Annotated in this window: 15 protein-coding genes; 2 read left to right on the forward strand and 13 right to left on the reverse strand. The window is 52.0% G+C overall.

Annotation, left to right across the window (positions count from 1 at the left end):
* Window positions 1-29 precede the first annotated feature (29 nt).
* The 7 genes from C5S61_RS25250 to C5S61_RS25280 all read right to left on the reverse strand — a co-directional run bounded on the left by C5S61_RS25250 (window position 30) and on the right by C5S61_RS25280 (window position 9,175).
* Window positions 30-1,244, reverse strand: coding sequence for a glycosyltransferase family 87 protein (locus C5S61_RS25250; RefSeq protein WP_110520136.1), 1,215 nt, complete (start codon window positions 1,242-1,244; stop codon window positions 30-32).
* Complete coding sequence (thpR, locus tag C5S61_RS25255) at window positions 1,237-1,818, reverse strand: RNA 2',3'-cyclic phosphodiesterase (protein WP_110520138.1); 582 nt, start codon at window positions 1,816-1,818, stop codon at window positions 1,237-1,239. The genes C5S61_RS25250 and thpR overlap by 8 nt, the downstream gene beginning before the upstream one ends.
* A 15-nt stretch (window positions 1,819-1,833) precedes the next feature.
* Window positions 1,834-3,288: a proton-conducting transporter transmembrane domain-containing protein gene (locus C5S61_RS25260; RefSeq protein ID WP_110520140.1), complete on the reverse strand. Its 1,455-nt coding sequence runs from the start codon at window positions 3,286-3,288 to the stop codon at window positions 1,834-1,836.
* Complete coding sequence (locus tag C5S61_RS25265; RefSeq protein WP_110520142.1) at window positions 3,285-4,034, reverse strand: hypothetical protein; 750 nt, start codon at window positions 4,032-4,034, stop codon at window positions 3,285-3,287. The genes C5S61_RS25260 and C5S61_RS25265 overlap by 4 nt, the downstream gene beginning before the upstream one ends.
* Before the next feature lie 41 nt (window positions 4,035-4,075).
* Entirely contained in the window at window positions 4,076-5,929 is a 1,854-nt protein-coding gene (locus C5S61_RS25270) for a hypothetical protein (protein ID WP_110520144.1), read from the reverse strand.
* A gap of 3 nt (window positions 5,930-5,932) precedes the next feature.
* Complete coding sequence (locus C5S61_RS25275; protein ID WP_164689782.1) at window positions 5,933-7,009, reverse strand: hydrogenase large subunit; 1,077 nt, start codon at window positions 7,007-7,009, stop codon at window positions 5,933-5,935.
* 771 nt (window positions 7,010-7,780) lie between these two features.
* Complete coding sequence (locus C5S61_RS25280) at window positions 7,781-9,175, reverse strand: MBL fold metallo-hydrolase (RefSeq protein ID WP_110520148.1); 1,395 nt, start codon at window positions 9,173-9,175, stop codon at window positions 7,781-7,783.
* A gap of 496 nt (window positions 9,176-9,671) precedes the next feature.
* Between C5S61_RS25280 and C5S61_RS25285 the strand changes: the two genes are divergently transcribed.
* Complete coding sequence (locus C5S61_RS25285; RefSeq protein ID WP_124033508.1) at window positions 9,672-11,876, forward strand: tetratricopeptide repeat protein; 2,205 nt, start codon at window positions 9,672-9,674, stop codon at window positions 11,874-11,876.
* A 147-nt stretch (window positions 11,877-12,023) separates the two neighbouring features.
* Window positions 12,024-12,866: an aminoglycoside phosphotransferase family protein gene (locus C5S61_RS25290; RefSeq protein WP_164689783.1), complete on the forward strand. Its 843-nt coding sequence runs from the start codon at window positions 12,024-12,026 to the stop codon at window positions 12,864-12,866.
* 180 nt (window positions 12,867-13,046) lie between these two features.
* Here the strand turns inward: C5S61_RS25290 and C5S61_RS25295 are convergent, their stop codons facing one another.
* The 6 genes from C5S61_RS25295 to C5S61_RS25320 all read right to left on the reverse strand — a co-directional run bounded on the left by C5S61_RS25295 (window position 13,047) and on the right by C5S61_RS25320 (window position 20,562).
* Window positions 13,047-14,078 carry an LLM class flavin-dependent oxidoreductase gene (locus C5S61_RS25295; protein ID WP_110520154.1) on the reverse strand — a complete coding sequence of 344 codons (1,032 nt, stop codon included), beginning with the start codon at window positions 14,076-14,078 and terminating at the stop codon, window positions 13,047-13,049.
* A gap of 377 nt (window positions 14,079-14,455) precedes the next feature.
* Window positions 14,456-15,580: an NAD(P)-binding domain-containing protein gene (locus C5S61_RS25300; RefSeq protein ID WP_110520156.1), complete on the reverse strand. Its 1,125-nt coding sequence runs from the start codon at window positions 15,578-15,580 to the stop codon at window positions 14,456-14,458.
* 80 nt (window positions 15,581-15,660) lie between these two features.
* Window positions 15,661-16,098 carry a MarR family winged helix-turn-helix transcriptional regulator gene (locus C5S61_RS25305; protein WP_110520158.1) on the reverse strand — a complete coding sequence of 146 codons (438 nt, stop codon included), beginning with the start codon at window positions 16,096-16,098 and terminating at the stop codon, window positions 15,661-15,663.
* Window positions 16,099-16,257: 159 nt separating this feature from the next.
* Window positions 16,258-16,938 (reverse strand): VOC family protein, encoded by a 681-nt coding sequence (locus C5S61_RS25310; protein WP_110520160.1) that lies wholly within the window; start codon window positions 16,936-16,938, stop codon window positions 16,258-16,260.
* Window positions 16,939-17,158: 220 nt separating this feature from the next.
* Window positions 17,159-17,500, reverse strand: a complete 342-nt coding sequence (locus C5S61_RS25315) for a hypothetical protein (RefSeq protein WP_110520162.1) — start codon at window positions 17,498-17,500, stop codon at window positions 17,159-17,161.
* A gap of 461 nt (window positions 17,501-17,961) precedes the next feature.
* A complete protein-coding gene (locus C5S61_RS25320) occupies window positions 17,962-20,562 on the reverse strand; it encodes a C25 family cysteine peptidase (protein ID WP_110520164.1) in 2,601 nt (866 codons plus the stop codon).
* Window positions 20,563-20,570: the final 8 nt, after the last annotated feature.

A 20,570-nucleotide genomic window follows, 5' to 3' on the forward strand; every position in this document is an offset into this window, starting at 1 on the left:
TACCATCAGCAAGCAAGCTTGGTTAAATGCTAGGCTATGCTTGCTGGCTCAAGCTTGATCGCCTGATATTGAGGACGCAAACGGATGATAACAACTAACAAGCTTATTGCAACGAGGGTTGGTAAACGAATGCCTAATTCGCCTTCAAGCAATATCGTACCCATAAAGCTAAGCCATGGCAGTGCTAAACAATATTTTGGCAGCCAGGTTGGTTGTTGGCGCTGTTGATAGAGTTGGAACAGCAACAGCACTGGCGTGACATATAGCATGGTATCGTGACCATACATATGCAAGGAAAATAATGCACCAAACGTTACGGCCAAACTATAATTCCACGCTTGTTGTTGGGGATGTTTGGGCGAGCGCCAGACGAACCATGTATAGACGATTGCGGCTAAACCAAGGCCAATTTGTGCAATAGTGTTGATCAATTGTTTGTTTTCGTTGCCAAACCACAAGGTTAAGGTTCCGCGTAAAGTAAGGGTTTTACTTGGTTTAAGCCCATTTTGGTCGAAGAAATTTAAGGTCTTGCTGCCAATATCTAAATAATTGGGCCACATATCCCAGCCCCAGATTAGGCTGCTTAGCCCAACAAAGCTGGCACAAATGAGCGCAAACCAGAATAAGGCACGCCAATATCGCTGGAGCACCAACCATAAACCAATGAATAGGATAAATTGAAATTTGAAGGTCGCGATAAACAGCCAAAATGCTGCCTTAAACCATTGTTCGCGTTGGGTCGAACGATAGACTTGGTAGGTCGCCAAGAGCATCAAGAACGAAAATGTGCCTAAGAAAAGGACAGTTGAGATGGTGTGAAACCCAAAAATCGCACTAATTGCGAGCCATTTATTAGCCGATTCAGTGTTGCCAAGGTCTTGGAATACAAGCCAAAGAATATAGGCTAAAAGGCAGAGATTAATCGCATACCACACGAAAAACGACACCGTATAGGGCAGCCAGGTCAATGGAATCATAAAAATTGCTGTATGTGGTGGGTTGACATAAATGAGTAAATTGCTGACATCGCCTGGTTTAAACCCGCGATATGGCTGCTGCACATCGGTTTGGGTTTTCATATCATAGAGTAAATCGGCCTGATCTGTTTTAACAATTTCGCCAGCGGTGTAAAAACTCGCATAATCAGAGATGTCAGGGGTGAATCCCCATACAAAGCCAGTTAATATTAAACACAAGCCGATAATAATATTGGTTAAAGTGAGTATTGAACGATAGTCACGCATGATCGATGCTCCATGTCTCAATCGCTTGATAGCGGCTACCTTGGGGTTGCGGAACGCTTCGGATAAGCTGACAGGTGGAATAGGCCGCCGAACGGGCTGGCCATTGACTTGCTTGGAGTTGGCTCGCAATAGCTTCAAGCTGCTGCTTGGTTAATCGATCGTTGACGTAGCCCAAGGTAATGTGCGGATGCCATGGCCGATCTTCGGCAACAATCCCAATTTGGCTGCTGCACGCAACAATCGCTTGTTGCAGCTGGAGCAGCTGCGCAGGCCATTGTTCAAAGCCAGCCCAAACGACGCGAGGCTGGCTTGCAGCTGGAAAATAGCCCCACATATTGCAACTAAGAATTGGGGCAGTTTGGGTTGTGAGCGCTACACGTAGGCTTTTTTGCAAGTTTGGCAATTGATCGACTGGTACATTGCCCAAAAATTGCAAAGTTAGATGGAGGTTTTCGGGCTTGCTCCAGCGAATTGGTAGCTGCAAATGTCGTAGTTCCGTTTGGATCGCCAATAATTGAGCATGGCAATCGGCGGGCAGATCGAGGGCAACAAAACAACGCCAGTGCTCGCTCATGCTTCGTCCTTGCGATTAAAGGAATTGCACAAAAGTCAGGCCGCGCACTGCTTCAATAATTGGATCGAGCACCAGCGGCGGATACAAGCCAATTACCAAACAAATGCCAAGCAAGGCCACGGCGACGGTGGTTGCGCCCAAGGGTTCAGTGCGCTGTGGCGGCGGTGGCGGTAAGCCCAAACCGCGAAAATCGGTTAAATCTTCTTCTGGCAAGGATGCTGGAGCACGACCCAAGAAATGATCGCGCAGAACTAAGGCAAAGGCATATGCGCCTAACATCGTGGCAATCAGCAATGCTACAAGATAGCCGCGGCCCTCTTCAGCAGCGCCTTGGTAGAGTAGCGTTCTGCTGGCAAAGCCATTGAATGGCGGAATGCCGAGCAAGGCCAAAACACCACAGATAAAAACGCCACTGGCCCAAGGTCGCCGCCGCAACCAGCCATCGCCAGCAGCTGCGCGGGTTGGTTCAGGCCGTTCAAGCAATGCCACTGCTGTCCACAACACCACGCTCAAGACCAATTGATTGAAGGCTTGGAAGAGCGCGCCGGTTAAGCCAGTGGTTGATGAAACCACCCCAAACAGCATCATGCCGCTATCGGAAATTAACAACATTGCCAAGAAGCGGCGTAATGATGGCCGTTCGTGGATTGCCAACAAACTGCCACCGATGGCCGAGCCAAGCGCCACAAAGCGCACCAAGCGCAATCGCCCAGGATCAAGCGTCAACAAGCCAGGCGCAAGCAAAAACTGGAATGCCGAAACCAAAAATAGTAGCGCCGCCAAATTGATCATGCCAATCAGAATGCCGACCAACGGTGGCGAATCTTCGAGCAAATCGGGCAGCCAACTGTGAAATGGAATAATCGCCAAGCGTAAGCTAATGCCCACAACCAACAGGGCCAACAATGGCCGTGCTAATGAGGTCGTGCTTAGGCGATCGGGGGTGTTTTCGAGGTCGGCCAGCACAAAACACAAGGCCAACAAAACGCCAGCCAGCAGCATCATCACCAAGTAGCGCAACCCGCTGCCAATCGCCCGACCGCGTAGCAAAGTTGTCGTGCCAATTGGTAAATCGACTTGAGCCAAGATAATTGCCAAGCCCGTGGCCAGCAGCAAGAGCGTAATTAAAAATGGCGATTGAACATCAATTGTTAATGCAGCATTGATCAAACTAAAAATAATCAAGCCAATAACGACGAAATTTTCGCCGTGGGCTACCCGCGTCGCCACAATAAAGGTTATACAAAAGCTGCCAGCAACGGCAAGCAAAAATAAGCGATTGATCGCCCGCACCGTCATGCTTACGCCAACGATGCTAATTGGCTGATCAACTGGCACTTGCCAAATGACCCAACCAAGCAACATGGTCGTGCCAATCGCCAAAATTTGCACTAACCCTTGTTGTTGGCGCAGGGCAAAACAGACCGCCGCCATGACCAATGGCAAGCAAAACATCAGCAAGAAGGTCATTTCAGGCGCTCCGTTTCACTCAGATTCAAGGTTTTAAAGCGGCCATAGAGCAAACCGCTGAGATAGGCGATGGCCAAGGCCAAGAGCAAGGTAACCAAACTCAAGGTTCCCAAGGCCAAAATGTTAATCCGATTGGCCAAGGTGGTGTAGAGCAAGTCTAAGCCGCTCAGACAGAGCAACAAGCCCAGCCCAAGCTTCAAAATATCGGTGGCCAGCACGAGGCTAATCAAGCCAATAAACACCTGCCAATACCACATAAAATCGATTGCACGCGCCAAACCAAGCTGATCGGGATACATTTCGACCGCCAATGGCAACACGCGGGGCAAGAAAAAGCTGGCCAAGCCAACCAAGAGCGTAGCCCAAATTGGCACAATATAATCGCCAAATTTGCGATTTTCTTGGCTGCTGGCGCGTTGGGCAACCCGCGCAGCGCGGCGAAGCTCAGCCAACGAAAATTCATCGAGATCTTCAAGGCCATATTCGCGCGAGAAGGTCAGCGCCGTAATGCCCAGAATAATCGCCACGCCAATGCCGGTAATCAACTTAATAAAGACCAGTGAGCTAAACTGCCGTCCAGCAATCACCAAATCTGGCACGATAAATTGCTGTTGGGCAATCAACAGCCCTTGGGCAATATAATTAACCAAAACTGCAATCAGGCTAAAACGCCAATCACGCATAATCGCGATGACTGCGCCGCTGGCCACCAGCAACGTCATTAAAATCCAGATGGTGATTGTCATAGGCTGTTTATGCTCGTCGGATCAAGCCGAGCGAGCTTCCTCTATTGAATTAATAACAAAACAATCGTAATCGCTGCGATCAGGATGCCGGTCAGATAGTAGCGTCCGCTAAAGAGTTGCAAAACCCATGCGACGCGGCTACTGAGGCCTTGCAAGATGCCATGACTTTGGCGCAAAGCTGGGCGAGGATTGCCTAGCAAGGCAAGGCCACTGAGCATGCGGCTACTCGCTGCTGGCAAATGCGCCGTGCCATCATCGCGATCTGGCTGTTCGCCGCCTGTCCAAGGCATAATTGCTTGGCGATGGCTGCGAAAACAACCAAAGAGCAGAATGATAAAACCAAGCGCTAAGCTTACCCGCAAGCCCACGCTCATGCTGCCAAGATCATCCATTGGGCTGGGCACTGCTTGCAGGGTACGCAAGGCTGGTTGCAACACCCAAACCAAGATTTCAGGAGCCAAACTTAAGCCGATCAAGGGCAAACTAAGCCCAAGCAAGAGGCCATCGTTAGCGCGGCCTGCATCGACTGGGGTTACTGGGCGCTGTGGATCGACCCGCCAAAACAGCGCATTCGAGCCAATAAACGAGAGCAAGAGCAAGCCACTGCTGACGAAAAAGACACCCATGCTCCAACCGCCAGCGCCGGTATAATCCATCAGCCAACGCCGCGCCCAAAAGCTAGGCAAGGCAGGCAAGCCAACTGCCGCTGCGGTGGCCAAGGCATAGGCCAAGCCAGCAGCGCGCAATGGTGCTCCAAGCGCCGGTTGTTTGGCGATCAAGTCGCTGCCGCTGCGACGTTCCAACGTGCCTAAAGCCATCGCACCCAGCATGGTTGCCACCAATGTTGTGACGGTAATCGTAAGCGTTGCCATCACAACAGCGGTATTATGTTCGCCGCCAAGCGGCAGATTTGGCTTGTAGCGACCCAAGGCCATTGCCACATTGCCCCATTGAGCAACTGCCTGCCAACCAACCAGCGGGCCAAAGCGAGTTGCGCGCAACGCATAGGCTGCCCCAACAATACTCGCTAGCGCTCCAACGTAGCTTAAGCCCATAAACCAGGTTTCTGGCCATGTGCCAAGGTTCAGCCCAAAGAAGCGCAAGAAGGTGTAGACCGCTAAAATAGGCACGCCAGCACTGATGATCAAGCCATGCAAAGCTGGGGTTGTATCTTCGTCGTCGCTGAGCACGCGGCCAAATGGCGGGAAGCCAAGCGCAATGCCAACCCCAACTGCGAGCGGCAACCAGGTGCGTAAATATTGGCCAACGCCAATATCGGCCATCACAAATGAGCCATCAAGCACATCTTCGGGGCGCACCGATTGACTGAGGATTGCCACCAAAATTGCAAAGCCACTCATGCCGCTCATGCCCAAGGCCGAGGGCGTGCGCTGATCGTTGCTGCCAACAACTTGGCGTGCCAGCGTACTGCCCAATAAGGCAAGCCCCCAGCCAAACGCGAGCAATAGCAAATCGCCAGCCAAAATGCCGAGCAAACTGCCAAAGACCATAATCGCAATGCCCGCCCAAAGCCGCCCATAGCCAACCAAGCCCCGACCGAGGGCTAGCGCCAAGTGGGCAAAGCCAATGCTAGTGAGCAATAAGGTGATGCCTGCAAAAAGCAAACTCAAGCCATCAAGGTGCAAGGTCAACAGCGAGCGCATCAGAGGGTTGGGGCCAACTCCATAGCTGGTAAGCCATGCTCGTTGCCCAACATCACGTGGCAAATCGCCTTGGGCGAGCCACCAAATGATTGCCAGTGCTCCAAGCGCTAAGCCGCTGGCAATTAAGCCTAACAAGCGCGTGCGCAAACGCTGGCCAGTTAACCAACTGACCAATGCGATGATCATCAGCAGCCCAAAGGGCGCAAGGGTGAGTAGTGTTTGTCCGTTCATGCGTTATTCTTCGCTACAGGCAGTGCATGCACTAGCCGAGGCGATAATTAAGGGTGCGTCGTCGATATTCATTCCAGCCAAAATTGTCCGCGCAATCAAGCGATCGAATTGACGTGGTGCATCGATCTTGACGCTGGTTAATTTGACTCCATTGCTTTGAATGCTATAGCGCAGCGTGCCCCGAGCTGATTCAACATTCGCCGTCACGCTACCTTGCGGCACACTATCGGGTGCGTTGCCAGCCCAATCGCCGCTCGGTAAATTGGCGAGCACCCGAATTGCCAATTTGAGGCTTTCAAAGGCTTCAAGCGCAAAAATAACCAAGCGCGCATAAACATCGCCGCGTTCTTGGGTGACGCGGCTTGGTGGAAATTGAGCATACGCACCATAAGCGCGATCAATCCGCGCATCAAAGCCAATGCCAGCTGCCCGCGCCATGGGGCCGCGCACGCCAAATTGTTCTGCTGCTTCGCGACTCAGCACGCCAATGCCAACACAACGCCGCAAAACCCCGCGATGATCGATAAAGCGATCAACGAAGCGATACATGAGTCGTTCGAGGCGGCGAAATTGCAGTGCCATCGATTCTTGCTCGGTGCTGCTGAGATCTTGGCGCACTCCGCCTGGCACAATATAGTTGGGCGGCGAGCTACTGCCACATAAATGCTGCATGACCTCAAATAAGCCATGATGCAATTTTTGCACATGTTCAGCATCGCGCTGCAAGCCCAAAATCGTCAGCACATCTTTCATGGTGCTAAGATGGACGGTTGCGCGTTCGACTTCGCAGGCGAGCAGCCGTAACGCCGCAGCCCGTTCAGAAGCGTTAATTTTGAGTAATTGTTCGAGCGCCAAGCAAAATCCCAGCGAGTGGGCATGGCTATCGGCGGCACAAATATGGCTCACAAGGTGCAATCCCTGAGGAATGGTGGTGCGCGTCAAACGCTCGCTAATGCCGCGATTGGTGTAGCCATCGCGAAATTCAACATCAGCAATCTGTTCGCCCTCAACCCGTAAGACCATGCGCATCGGGGTTTGCCAGTTGGGGTGAAACGGGCCAAGCGGTAAAACGTAGCTCAAACTCAATGCCTCACACAGATCACGAACCATCAACCCTGCCGATTATAGCATAGGCTTCTCGATACTGTGGAATGGCTTGAAAAAGCGCGCAGTTTTTGGTTTGGTGATGTGTTTAATGTTCCCTCACCCCAACCTCGCTCCCATTCCGCTGGGAGCGGAGCTTTAACGCTCTAGTTTTGCTGCAATCCGTCGGTGCACAAGGGGATATTTTAAGATCCCCTCACCCCAACCCCTCTCCCGTGTGCGGGCGAGGGGCTTTAATGCTCTGGTGCTCCCTAATTCCTTGGTGAAAAACGGTCGGCTTCCCTCGCCCGCGTTTTCGTGGGAGCGGGGGCTGCTTACAAGGGTTGGTGTTAAGATCCCCTCACCCCAACCCCTCTCCCGTGCGCGGGGCTTTAATTCCATGGTTTTTTGCGGAATTCGTGGTAAAAATGGTGGCTCCCCCTCGCCCGCGTTTTCGTGGGAGCGAGGGCGGCTTACAAGGGGATATTTTAAGATCCCCTCTCCCGTGCGCGGGGCTTTAATTCCATGGTTTTTTGCGGAATTCGTGGTAAAAATGGCGGCTCCCCCTCGCCCACGCACGGGCGAGGGGCTTTAATGCTCTGGTGCTCCCTAATTCCTTGGTGAAAAACGGTCGGCTCCCCCTCGCCCGCGTTTTCGTGGGAGAGGGGGCTGGGGGGTGAGGGAATGCTCCATACCACCATCAATTGTTAAAAACCTACTCTTGAAAGGAGAGAGGCTGGGGGTGAGGGAACGCTTCACTAGTTCAGATTAAATCCGCTGGAGTTGTTGCAGTTGATGCCAGCCATTCCAGCCGTCGGCCATCTCAAGCATTGGCTGGCTAAAATGAGGTTTGAGCACGCTCATGGCAATCGGCGAACGCCCACCAGCCTGACAATGCACAATCAAGGGTTGATTTTGGGGAATTTCGGCCATGCGCTTGCTCAATTCATTTAATGGAATATTAACCGCCTTGGCTCCATGGCCATTGGCATATTCCTCTGGCGTGCGCACATCGAGCACAAATACCCGTTCAAGCTGATCGACGAGGCTGGCTGCTGGCAAGCGTTGATAGCTCTGGCTGGGGTGGGTTGCGAGCCATTCGGCTAAAACATCTGGCGCAATATAGCCAACAATTTGATCAATCCCGATCATGCTGAGGTCGGTTTGGGCTGTTTTCGCTTCTGCTTCTGTGCCGATCAAGATGAGCTTGCTCTCAACTGGCACAAACCAACCAGCCCAGCGATTGAGCATCGCTCCGCTGCTGAGGCTGAGCGCGCCTGGAATGCTGGCTTTGGCAAAATCATTGCCTGAGCGTAAATCAACGATCAGGGCGGAATCTTGGTTGATTTCGCTAATGCTCAAGGCTGGCAAGGTTTGGGGCCGTGGCTCTGTGCCATCACGATTGATGCGCTTCATTGCTGCAAAATAGGGTGGTGGCGTTGGCTGGCCATCAAGCACCGTCGCCACAAATTCATGCTCATTCTGCTGTTTCAAGGCCCAATTGACCTGCTTTTCGTAGCCTAAGGTGCTTTGCGGCACGGCTCCCAAGGCTTTGCCGCACGGGCTGCCAGCACCATGGCCCGGCCAAACTTGCAGAAAATCGGGCAACTGTTTGATTCGTTGCAATGATGTGAACAAATCGTGGGCCGCAGCTTGGCTGGCTCCTTGAACACCAGCCGATTTTTCGAGCAAATCGGGGCGGCCAACATCGCCAACAAACAACAGGTCGCCAGTGAAAATGCCCATTGGCTGATCACTGACTGGCGTATCGGTCAGCAGAAAAATCACATGTTCTGGGGTATGCCCAGGTGTGTGCAATACCTCAAGCTTGAGATTGCCAACCATCCAGCTATCGCCATCGTTAATTAATTGAATGTTGGGGTCGTTGTTGGCATAGGCATACTGCCATTCTGCTGGGCCTGCCGCCGAAAGATAGAGGGTTGCGCCCGTTATTTGGGCTAGTTCGCGGCTGCCTGAGACAAAATCGGCGTGAATATGGGTTTCGGTAATCGCCGTGATGCGTAGGCCAGCAGCCTTGGCAGCATTCAAATACACAGCACTATCACGGTTGGGATCGATGATTAAACCTTCGCCAGTTTTTTGGCAACCAACTAAATAACTTGCCTGAGCCAATCCATCGTGATATAAGCGTTGAAAAAACATTGCCAATCCTCCATTGCTAGTAACTATTGCTGCGGTTCTAGCTCTTGTGGTTTGGAAGCCTAAAAAACAGTGGTTGAAGCCAAAATCCAAGTGATTGTGGGACGGGATATTGGCGATAATTGCAGGTAAAAACATCAGCGCAGAGGGAGATTGGGGCGGTGGCTAGGCAGAACACCCTCGGCGTTGAAAGTGCTTTTGGTTTTTGATGTGGGTCATCACAAGCCATCCATACTTGCTGGCAACACTATGCACTGTGCTGTTGCCGATGTCAATAGTCCAGCAGTCATCGAGTAGCGGATTGTTGGCTACGATTGAAAGAAGGAGCATCTATGCATACGATTCTTGTATTTGGCAATGTTCGCTCCGGTCGCCAATGGTTTTTACCAACTATTTTTGGCTAGCTACAGCTCATTGGTGTATCAGCTCGCTATCATTGTTGGGCAATTGGCAAGCTACTACAGTGGCTATGAACCAATTTACTGCTTGAGGGTTAGAGATGCAGCTTGTGCGAATATGCGTGCTTGGAATGTTGCTTGTTGGCTTGATTGCCTGTGCCGCGCCTGCTACCAGCATTCCACCCCCTGCAACAATCAGTCCGTCGGTAGTGCCAACGACCGTAGTCCAAGCCCCAAAAACCGCCATCCCAACGCTTGCTGCTACTCCAACGAGCAGCATAACCGCCGATTCTTTACTTGGGGCGCATGCCATTGATTATTGTGAGCCGCTTGCGCCAACTCGTGGCTGTGGCAAACCCTTAGCCTTGCAAATTGCCGATTATCTCCAGCGTCATCCTGCCGATCCGCAAGCGCTGGCGTTGTGGCGGCACATTATCGCTATCGGCCAACCTACCCAAGAAATTGGAGCCGATGACCCACAGCAGATGGACATAACATGGGCTTATGATGCTTGGGCCGAGGCTGAATTTTTGGCGCTTAATCTGCCCAGCACACTGGCGGCCAGCCCCACAGCAGCGATCGAAATTGGCCAACTCACGATTATACCAACCAATTTCGATGGCGATCTAACCCAAGATTATCTGCTTCATTCCACGCTGCTTCGTAACCATACGCGGCTTGGAAAATTACGCTTGATGCGCTGGCAGCATAATCGCTGGGTTGGCGAGCATGTGGTGGGCTACGACAACGATACTGGGGCGCAGGTGAACCTTGGCGATGTTACTGGCGATGCTCAGCCGGAATTATTTGTGCGCTCATGGCGCTGTGGCTCTGCTTGCTCAGGTGATTTGAATGGCTGGACGTGGCGCGATGGCAGGCCAGTACGCTTGTTTCCTGAGTGGGCCGATACCACTGAGTTGCAGGTAATCCAGACCGAGCCAACGCTGAGCATCGCCAGTCCAGATGCGGTCTATCGCTTTGATGGCCAGTATCTCAGCCCTGCCGAACTGGCGCTGCCAACGGGCAAATTCTCGAATACGCTGGGAACGCAGATGCGCTATGCCCATGGCTTGTTGCTGCTTGGCCGCTTTGATGAAGCCATTACGTGGCTCGAACGTGCTGCGAATCAGGCCGATGGTAGCGCCTATTTTGGCTATAAAATGACCTTGAAGGATGCTCGGCCTGTTGCTTTATTTCGAATTGGCGCAATTCAGCTGCTTAAGCGCGATCTGCCAGCGGCCCAAGCAACATGGAAGCACATCGTTGAGCGTTTTCCGCGCTCGCTGGTGGCTGCAGCAGTGCAAAAATTTAACCTTAGCAGTTTCGATGGCTCGCTGGCCCAATGGTGTCAGTTGCTCGATACTGAACGCCCATTGATTATGGAAGACTATCGGCGCAGCTGGCTTGATGGGTTTGCCCTGAATGAGTTTGATTGGCTTCCATTGTGTCATCCCCGCTTGCTTTTGCCGCTCCACGAATGGACGCAGACCACGCCGCTTGATCAACAATTTGCCAGCTTGGGCTTACCTTGGCAAGAACTAAGCAGCGCCTACGATTTAAACGGCGATGGCCTGAATGATCCGTTGGGGATTGTCGATTGGCTGGGGATGTACACTCCATGGGCGATGCTTTCGACTGCTGCTGGCTATCAGCCGCTGTATGTGTTGCAGCCGTGGAGTAGCGCCACCAACCTCTCAACGTTAACCGATTCCTATTTACCGTTCGACCAACTACATCCAGCTTCCATTACCGATCTTGATGCCAATGGTGCGCCTGAATGGCTGTTTGATCAAGGGCAAAACTCCTATCTGGCGGCATGGGTTGGTGATCGCTTTTGGCAGAATGTTGTATCGCCGAATCAAGCAACCAGTGCTTTTAGCGCCACGCTTAGCCTTGCGCCGCAACCTGATGCAACCCAGCATGTGATTGCGCACCTGTTGCCTGATAGCCTTGGCAACCAACCAGTGCCGAGCCAAATCGAATATGGCTTGAGCGCTGGTAGATTCCAGCAGTTGTTGCCAGCAAGGCTTGATATGCGTAGCAGCTACGATTATGGTTACAGTATTCCAACAATTGAAGCCAGTTATCAAGCGTTATTTGAGCGCAATGATCCGGCTTTGGTGCTGGCGATGTTGGCTGAGCTTGTCCAACCGCCGCCCAATCAATGGGCGCAACACGAAGCAATGGTCTTGAAAGCGCTGGCTTTGGAGTATAACGGGCAGGTTGCTGAGGCGCGGCAATTGCTTGATTTGGTGGCCAATGCGCCCGAAGCTACTGGCTGGTCGCGGTTTGCTCAGCAACGTTAATTGCTGCTTGCATTAAATGCTTGAAGCCTGCTGATTCAAATCAACAGGCTTCTGGTTGGTTTAGCCAGCAAGCAGCTCGCCTTTTGGCTAGCCACAGGGGTAATGCACAATGGCTGCACTTTTTGCGCTTCTGCTATACTTGCTCGCATGGACGATCCACATCAATTAGCAACCTATCTACATGCATGGAATCTTGCCGAACCGCAGCTTCTCGATCACACTGCAACCAGCAGCCTCTATACTGTGAGTCATGGGGGTGAGACATGCGTGCTTAAACTCCTGAATGCGCAAGAAACTGATGAGCAGCGTGGTGCTTTGGCGTTGCATTTGTTTCAGGGAAATGGTGCTGTTCGGCTGCTTCGGGCTGATGCCCATGCCCAATTACTCGAATATGCAGCAGGAGCCGAGCTTGTCACGTTGGTCGAATCGGGTGCTGATGCAGAGGCCACATGCATTATTGCCGAGGTCATTACGCGCTTACATGCAGTTCCTCAGCCCCTCGCAATGAGCGGATTAATGCCGCTTGATCGCTGGTTTGCGGCGTTATTTCGCCAAGCAGCAACCGACAAGAAAGCTGGAATCGCATCGATCTATGTGCGCGGGGCTGCACGAGCAACACAATTATTTGCTGACTCGCATGAGCAACGGATTCTCCACGGCGATATTCATCACCGCAATATTCGCAATTCAGCCCGCGGCTGGCTTGCCTTCGATCCGAAGGGCCTTGTGGGCGAACGAGCCTACGAGTGCGCCAATACCCTGTGTAATCCGGTAATTCCTCAGCTCGTCCATAACGAGCAGCGATTACTCAGCACCGCCACTATTCTTGCAGATAGGCTTACGCTTGATCGATCGCGCATTCTTGCATGGACGTATGCCTATGCTTGCCTCAACGCAAGTTGGTGGCTTGCGAATGATAGCGTTCAGGCGGTCAAATTTGTTGATTGGTCGCTTGCAATCGCCCAGCGCATCGAACCTCATCTCGACTAAATGCATATTTCATCAGCTCCAAATCCTCTTGTCAGCTCAGGATTATGGATTCGAGTCGTTCCAAATCCGTGCATTTGTGGTTGCGGATGCTGTGATTGATCAAACGCGGAGGCAATTTGGCTTACGCACAAAAGACACTCCGCGTCGACAGGATGTGCTCTGGCCTAAGAACCTATCGATTTAGCCAGCAAGCAGCTCGCGAACCATCGGAATCACCTTGGTGCCGTACAACTCGACGGCCCGCATGCGTGCGCTCATCGATTGAGCACCAGAGGTATAGACAAGATCGAAGCGGCCAACGCCGAGCGATGCGATTGTGCGAGCTATCTTGCGGGCTACTGTTTCCGGCGACCCAATATAGAGCGAGCCTGTATCGCGTTCACGCTCATACTCGGCCTTGCTTGATGGTGGCCAGCCCCGATCTGCACCAATCCGATCGCGGATGACGCGGGCATATGGCCAGTAGGCATTCCATGCCTCCTCATCCGTATCGGCGATAAACCCTGGCGAGTGGATGCCAATTGGATGGGCGGTGGTGCCAAACTCGGCAGCCGAGCGCCGATACAACTCCATGTAGGGCGCGAACCGCTCTGGTGCACCGCCAATGATGGCCAGCATCAGCGGAAACCCATAGTGTGCTGTGCGCACGATCGACTCTGGCGTGCCGCCAACCCCGACCCACGTTCGAAGGTTGCCCGACTCGGTTTTGGGAAATACATCTGCGTTGACCAGCGACGCACGCGTCGTGCCGCTCCAAGTAACTGGCTGCTCGTTAAGCAGCGCTGCAAACAAGGCGATTTTTTCTTCAAACAACACATTGTAGTCACGTAAATCGTAGCCGAACAGCGGAAACGATTCGGTGAACGACCCGCGTCCGAGGATAACCTCGGCCCGCCCGTTTGAAAGCGCATCCACAGTTGCAAAACGCTGGAAGACCCGCACTGGGTCGTCGGAACTCAGGACGGTTACACCTGAGGCGAGTTTAATCCGGTTGGTTCGCGTGGCGATTCCAGCCAGCACGGTCTCTGGAGTCGAGATTGCATATTCCTTGCGGTGGTGCTCGCCAAGGGCGATGACATCAACTCCGATCTGGTCTGCGAGCACAGCCTCGTCGAAGACTTGGCGAATCGCCCGCGCGTAGGAAACGGGAGTACCAGCATCGTCTGTCGGCACATCGCCGAAAGTGTCTAAGCCAAAAATAATATCAGTCATAAAAAAAACCTCGTGAAAAGGGTCGGGGCACTGTGTGGTGCGTCTAGATTAAGCAGAGCGATCGGCAGCAATGAAGCGCGATCGATCTTGATTCGTTGATTCGGATGGTTGGTGGGCTGCCCATTGTGATTGCACGCAGCAGCGTGAGTCCAAGCGTTACCTTGCGGTATCACCAACTGCTGCTGCTAATTCGTTTATACGTAAACTATCAGCGTAAAAAAACGGGTTGCACTGCGATTAGGATGAATGTTGTTTCCCGCTGATCGTTCCTTCCTCACCTTCGTGTTCTGTATTTAGTTTAAGTATAAACCATTTCACTGAAATTAGCAACTATGTAGGAGCCAGTAGGCCAGCATTTATAAAAATAATCCATGATTCTAGGGCAAACCAAGCACTGTCATTAGCTCGCTGGCAGCAGCAGCGCCCGCCCGATTAGCGCCAATCGTTGAGGCGGAGGGGCCATAGCCTACCAGATGCACGCGGGGATTGTTTGCGACCTGGGTTGCCAGCCGTCCAGTCATGGTAATGCCGCCGCTTGGCTCGCGTACCATGAGTGGCGCGAGGTGGTCGAGTGCATTGCGAAAGCCGGTGCACCACAGGATAACATCGACGCGCTGATAGCTACCGTCCGACCAGCGCACACCATCAGCTTCGATCTGCGCAAACATAGGCCGTCGTTTCAGCACCCCGCGAGTCTGCATTGCCTCGATCGCTGGGGTAAGCGCAAGACCTGTGACCGAGACTACCGATGTGGGCGGCAGGCCACGCCGCACCCGATCTTCAACCATTGCCACCGCCGCTCGTCCGCGTTCCTCGGTAAACGGGCCAGTAAAAAATTCCGGCGGGCGGCGTGTGACCCATGTGGTTGTTGTAACCTGCGAAATCTGGTCAAGCAACTGGATTGCAGAAATACCACCGCCGACGATAAGCACATGCTGACCGATAAACTCCTCAGCTGTCTGGTAGTCTCTGGTGTGTAGTTGGCGACCTTGGAAGCGTTCAGCGCCAGGATACTCAGGGATGAAGGGTTGTTCCCATGTACCTGTGGCGTTGATCAGCCCGCGTGCTGACCAAACACCGCGATCGGTCTCAATGCGGAAGCGCTCGTCGCGTGTGCAAACCAACGCGACCTGGACAGGCCGATAGACTGGGAGTTGAAACCTGCGCTCGTAGGCAGCGAAGTATTGGGGCACGGCCACGCGTGCTGTCACCTCGGAGCTATTTGGATCAACCACCTCGGCAAAGCCCATCCCTGGTAAGTCGTGAATCCGGTTGACGGTACTCAACGTCAACGATTCCCAGCGATCTTGCCATGCTCCGCCCGGCGCTGGTGCTTGATCAAGCACCACAAAACCACGATGCGGTGCTAAGCCACGCCGTTTAAGATGATACGCTGACGAGAGGCCAGCTTGGCCAGCGCCGATCACAACAATCTCGGTCTTGATTGTGGTCAAAGATGCTGCTACTGGTTGGGTTGGCTGCTGGTTATTGCTGTTGTTCATAGTGCTTATGCTCATCCAAGAATTCGATCAGCGGCTCTCACTGGCGCTGCAACACACAGGGAATGCGTTGGATTAAAAAATTACCCTGATCTGAGGGCATGCTTGAAGCGGCGCAGCAAATCATGCAAGCTGCTACCATCCTCTGGCGAGAGCACTGCCATGCACTCGGCAATTAGCGCCTCATGCTCGGGAACAACCTGCGTCGCCAGCGTCGTGCCATGGGCTGTTAGGCTGACAAGATGGGCACGGCCATCATCGGGGTGCGGTTGGCGCGTGACGAGGCCAGCATGTTCCATGCGATTAAGTAGGCCAACAATGTTGCCTTTAGTCACCAACAGGCGATCGGCGAGCGCTTGCTGGACAAGCCCCGGCGTTCGGAAGAGCTGGGCCAAAACATCAAATTGGGCTGGTGTCAGGTTATAGCTTGCAAGCTGGGCTGTTAGGCGCTTGTTCATCGCCGCCATCACCCGATGGAGATGCAGCCAAGTGCGTACTTCCTGACTCAAACGAGGTGGCATAGAGCCGTCCTTCCTAAATATAGTTTAAGTATATACTATTTATTTGACATGTCAAGCTTGGCCAGCGTCAAGTCGAAACCTCCGATGATGGCGTATTATCAAGCTCACCTGAACATGAAGAGGAAAGAAATTTACGCCGCATTCGCAATCTGCTGCTGTTTAGCAATATATCCGCAGCGGCATTAATGGTTGCAGATCAAAGACTTTTCCTTGGCGTTGCGCATCAAAGATGAGTTCTAGCAATGGCTGCTCACCATGCTTCAATGGTACAAGGCTGGGCAGTGGATGCGTAGGTGGAACTGCATCGAGCGAGGTGACGGTAATTTGGAAATCTGTGAGTTTTTGCACGCCCAAGGGATGGCCATGCGGATGCTCAAAGCGACTTTCCCAATATGCCAGCGACCCATGCAGAATAGAGCAGGGTGGTAGATATAACGATGGTTGCGGAAACAGTTCAAGGAATGAATCATCAGGCATCCATTGCGCAGTATGCCGCCGTGTATCAAAGCTTATGGGTGCTGTAGCTGGAGTGCGATAATGTAGCCCGACCCCAAATGGACAGTGGCCTGTTGTACGCCATGTATCGCCAATCGGAATGGTATCAGGTTGGGTTGCCAATGCTGCCTCAAGCTCTGCTTGGTTCTCAATCCACAAAAGTTCGAGATACATGTTATCGAAGTAGATGACGTGTGAAGCAGTGCCCTCGCCCTCGTGAATCCCAATCGTCGTTTTGGGAATTAAGCCAATAGCTCGCAGCGCATCCATGGCTGTGCCACCTTTGTTAACCCACAGATAGAGATGATCAATCACTAATGGGGACATCTCCTGCAAGACCGACATAGGGCTACCTCCACAATCCGCCGCCAAGAATAAGCTACCTGAGTGCTAGCGCAGCTACGAGCTGTATTATGGCATAATCAGCATTATTTGACCAAGCAAACCATTTAGTTCCCGTGGATTATGCAGCGGAATCAGTATTGCGAAGCTTGCAGATTCTTGGAAGCAGAAAAAAGCCCCTCGTCTGTGAGAGACGAAGGGCTGCGCTGAGCGACATTAACCGTTAGGCGGCACTATTGGCATCTTGGCGCAACGGCAAGAGCGGCATAATATCTTCTGGCTCTAACGAAGGATGAATATACATAATCGCACTCCGCGGCGCATGGCGAATTGAGCCACGCGAGTTGGCGATCAGAATAATTTCTGCATCGTCGCATTGATCAAGCCAACGAATTAAACCTGGCGTGCAAATGCTTGCATCAACAAAAATACGTTCGGGAACAAATTGTTGAAAGCATGCATTGATCATGCGTGGTGTAGTCACCATTAATGGCATTGCCAAAACTTCAAAACGGTCGATAAACCGCTGGCGAAGTTCATTACTCTCGGTGATCAAAACGACCATCTGGTGCTCCTAGTTCCTCAGCATGGCTGGGTGAGGTAAAAATGTTTGCCACATAGCCAAAGAGTTCTACGTCGCAAAACATCGTCAACGATGCCCTTCCGAAGAACGTACATGAATGTTAGTCAAGAATTAAGTATCAAGTGTTGAATAAATGCATTTGCATTATAGTAGTAGCTGTCGTCGATTACTCCACCAAAAAGCTAGCATAAAGGTACTATCTTGATTTAGGTCATGGCTTTAATAAATGAGGGATACGCTCACGCTCAAAATATCCCCCACCTAGGTATTTGGCTCATCCTTGGTTGGAGCATACTAATACTAGAATAGGGGTTTTAGCTGATTTAACCGCTGAATCATTCGTGTGCATATATGAGCTATGTTCTAGCCATATTTATTGGAATAGGTGATTGCAACAGCGTAGCCCAATAGTCCTAGCTGGAGCTAGTTCTATACCTATATGATTATTTTATAACTGCTGGTAGATAGCTCGTTTCGCGTTGCTGATGTTGTAATAGTATGTTGGGATCGCCCAAGAGAATCGAACTTTGCAGGCTATCTTGGCAACAGCCACCATTGCTGAACAAATGTACAAGCCCTGCTAGGACTCCCGTACCAATTTGGGTTTGGCGTGGGTTGCTCCACATGCGTTGCCACCAGCCTTCATTCAACAGATCATGACCATAGGCTACACCTAAACCTGCCGAGCCCCACGTCGCAATTGCCCCACCATTAGGTTGTAAAACCAAGCGTTCATCAAGGCTGGTGCCACTCCACGCGATGGTCTGAAAGGCACTGGTCAAACAGGTCATCTCCAAAATCATGGGTAAGGCTGGGCTATTTTGCAGCCGATCACTATCGTATAAACTCAAGAGGTAGGGCTGGCTATTGCTCAAATCAGTAATTGCCCATTGATATTGATGGCTATGGCCAACGTAGGTCACCACGGCTGCCCCTTGATTCAATTGATCAAAGGTTTGTTGACGGGCTTGATCAGCGCTGGCGATGCGCCATGGATCGGTTTGCGGCAAGCCGTTGCTGGTTCTGCGCCAAGGGTCGTAATAAACGCGCTGAATTTCAAGTTTGTTTGGTTGATAGCCAAGCATTGCATCGCTGAGGGCCGCAAAATCGCCAGCATAATCTGTTTGGCCGCTGGCAGTTTTGTAGTTATCAGCAATATAGATTTGGCGCGAACGCCAGCGCACATCTGCTGGCGCATGTTCATAATTGCCGATTTTATTGATTAGATTGGTCAATTCGGCAGCGGTTTTGGCTGGCAAACGCCCAATTTGCAAATCGGGCAGCGGGTCGGCCAGTGGCTGATCGCCATCAAGCTGCACAAAACAGGTGTCGCAGGCAACTTCGCCAAGCCAAGGGTCGCTATTAACGGGCAATGGTGGAATGTGATTAGGATTATTGCGGCCCAAATAATTGCGTGGATCAATCGTGCCATCGCCAACCAAGACGAGTGCTTGCGGGGCTTGCGGCCACGTATTGGCAAGGTAGCGCATAAAATTGCGAATCGCCAACGGATCAACATTGCCGCTGCTCCAACGATCGTAAATTGTTTGCACATCAACTAAAAATGGCTGCAAGCCCTGCTGTTCACGCCGCGCGATCAACGGTTGTAGCAGGCTATGCCATTGTTTGGGTGCAAGATAAATGGTTTTTGCTGGGTTGAGCCAATTGACATTCGCACTCGCTTCGATGCTTGGCTGCGGCACATTGGCCGGATTGACCAGCAGATAATCGCCTGGATCAGCTGCCAGCAAATCATTATTAAAGCTCATTCGCTGCGGCTGCCAAGGCTGGCTCACCTTGTAGCTCACTGCTTGGCTTGGTCGGTTACTAATCGAATAATTAGCTTTGCGGACGGCTTGCCAGTGCAACGATTGCGCGTTTGCATTCAGCACAACAGGCCGTTGCCATGTCACCCGATCGAGCGAGATGCCGCTAATTTGTTGGGTTGTGGCAATCGCTAGTTGCAGATGTTGGCTTGGCGCAAGTTGGGCCGATTTAGTGAAAACGCCGCTATTCAAACCAAGGTTAATCCGCTGGCTGCTGGTGATGGCGATGCTAGTTGGATTGCTGGTGTAGACAAGGCCATTTAATGTAACGGTGCTTGGGCCTGTCGCCAGTGGCAAGGTGCTGGTGAGCCCAATTTGTTGCATGATTGGTGTTAATTCTGGCCCAGCCTTGAGATCGGCACTGAACCAATGGTCGCCATCAGTGCCAGCATGCAACGAATCGTAGATTTGTGGGTTATACCAAACGCTGGTTTGATAGGCTTGGGTGCTGGTGGGCAAGCCAGTTGGATCAAGCGTGATTGATTCGATTTTAGGGCTACTATTGGCAGCGCCAATACTGAGCCAGAGACTACTGGTATTGTTCCAGCGATCACCCACGCTAGGCAGATAGAACCAAATTGCATCGTTTTGATCGAAGCTGCCGTCGAGCGTGCCACGTTCTTCGATTGCAAGTTGCTGATTTTTGTACCACAACTGAAGGCTATAGGGTGCAAGTGTTGCCAGATTGATACCTGCTTGCGCCAAACTTGCGCCAGTTAGTTGCTGCATGCCTGCTTGGTTGGCGGTAACGCGCCAGCCTTGGCCAATTTGTGGGCTTGGCACAGCTTGCTTGAGCTGAAACGGTTGATCGATCAAACGATTTGGCTGATCAAATAACTGAGCGTTTGCAACCTGCACACTAGCCTTGCTAATACTTTGTTGCTTGATTGTGGTTTGGGGCTGCAAAACAACAATCCGTTGGCCGCGAAAACGGCCTTCGCGAAGTATATTGATTGGTGCTGGCACGTCTGCCAATTTGTTGATTGGTTGTTGATTGAGGTTGAGTGCGTGCAGCGTTGGCTGAAATTGCCAATCATCGGAGACTAAAATAGCAAAAGGCCGTAATTCCTTGGCTGCTTGCCATTCAATTACGATGCCATGTGCGGTTTGTTGAAGCGTTGCCCGCGTTTGCAGCGCCGCTTGTTGTGCAAAACTCGCTGGTGGTTGGATGAAGCCAAATGATCCGAGCAAACAAACAAGTGCAAGGTAACGCCACATAAGCCAAT

The sequence above is a fragment of the Herpetosiphon llansteffanensis genome (assembly GCF_003205875.1).
Classification (GTDB): domain Bacteria; phylum Chloroflexota; class Chloroflexia; order Chloroflexales; family Herpetosiphonaceae; genus Herpetosiphon; species Herpetosiphon llansteffanensis.

Excerpts from the sequence above, each read along its gene's own strand:
- C5S61_RS25315 (WP_110520162.1), bottom strand. The coding sequence starts at position 17,500 with ATGGTCGTTTTGATCACCGAGAGTAATGAACTTCGCCAGCGGTTTATC.
- C5S61_RS25305 (WP_110520158.1), bottom strand. The coding sequence starts at position 16,098 with ATGCCACCTCGTTTGAGTCAGGAAGTACGCACTTGGCTGCATCTCCAT.
- C5S61_RS25260 (WP_110520140.1), bottom strand. The coding sequence starts at position 3,288 with ATGACCTTCTTGCTGATGTTTTGCTTGCCATTGGTCATGGCGGCGGTC.
- C5S61_RS25295 (WP_110520154.1), bottom strand. The coding sequence starts at position 14,078 with ATGACTGATATTATTTTTGGCTTAGACACTTTCGGCGATGTGCCGACA.
- C5S61_RS25320 (WP_110520164.1), bottom strand. The coding sequence starts at position 20,562 with ATGTGGCGTTACCTTGCACTTGTTTGTTTGCTCGGATCATTTGGCTTC.
- C5S61_RS25280 (WP_110520148.1), bottom strand. The coding sequence starts at position 9,175 with ATGTTTTTTCAACGCTTATATCACGATGGATTGGCTCAGGCAAGTTAT.
- C5S61_RS25310 (WP_110520160.1), bottom strand. The coding sequence starts at position 16,938 with ATGTCGGTCTTGCAGGAGATGTCCCCATTAGTGATTGATCATCTCTAT.
- C5S61_RS25290 (WP_164689783.1), top strand. The coding sequence starts at position 12,024 with ATGGACGATCCACATCAATTAGCAACCTATCTACATGCATGGAATCTT.
- thpR (WP_110520138.1), bottom strand. The coding sequence starts at position 1,818 with ATGAGCGAGCACTGGCGTTGTTTTGTTGCCCTCGATCTGCCCGCCGAT.
- C5S61_RS25300 (WP_110520156.1), bottom strand. The coding sequence starts at position 15,580 with ATGAACAACAGCAATAACCAGCAGCCAACCCAACCAGTAGCAGCATCT.
- C5S61_RS25265 (WP_110520142.1), bottom strand. The coding sequence starts at position 4,034 with ATGACAATCACCATCTGGATTTTAATGACGTTGCTGGTGGCCAGCGGC.
- C5S61_RS25285 (WP_124033508.1), top strand. The coding sequence starts at position 9,672 with ATGCAGCTTGTGCGAATATGCGTGCTTGGAATGTTGCTTGTTGGCTTG.
- C5S61_RS25270 (WP_110520144.1), bottom strand. The coding sequence starts at position 5,929 with ATGAACGGACAAACACTACTCACCCTTGCGCCCTTTGGGCTGCTGATG.
- C5S61_RS25250 (WP_110520136.1), bottom strand. The coding sequence starts at position 1,244 with ATGCGTGACTATCGTTCAATACTCACTTTAACCAATATTATTATCGGC.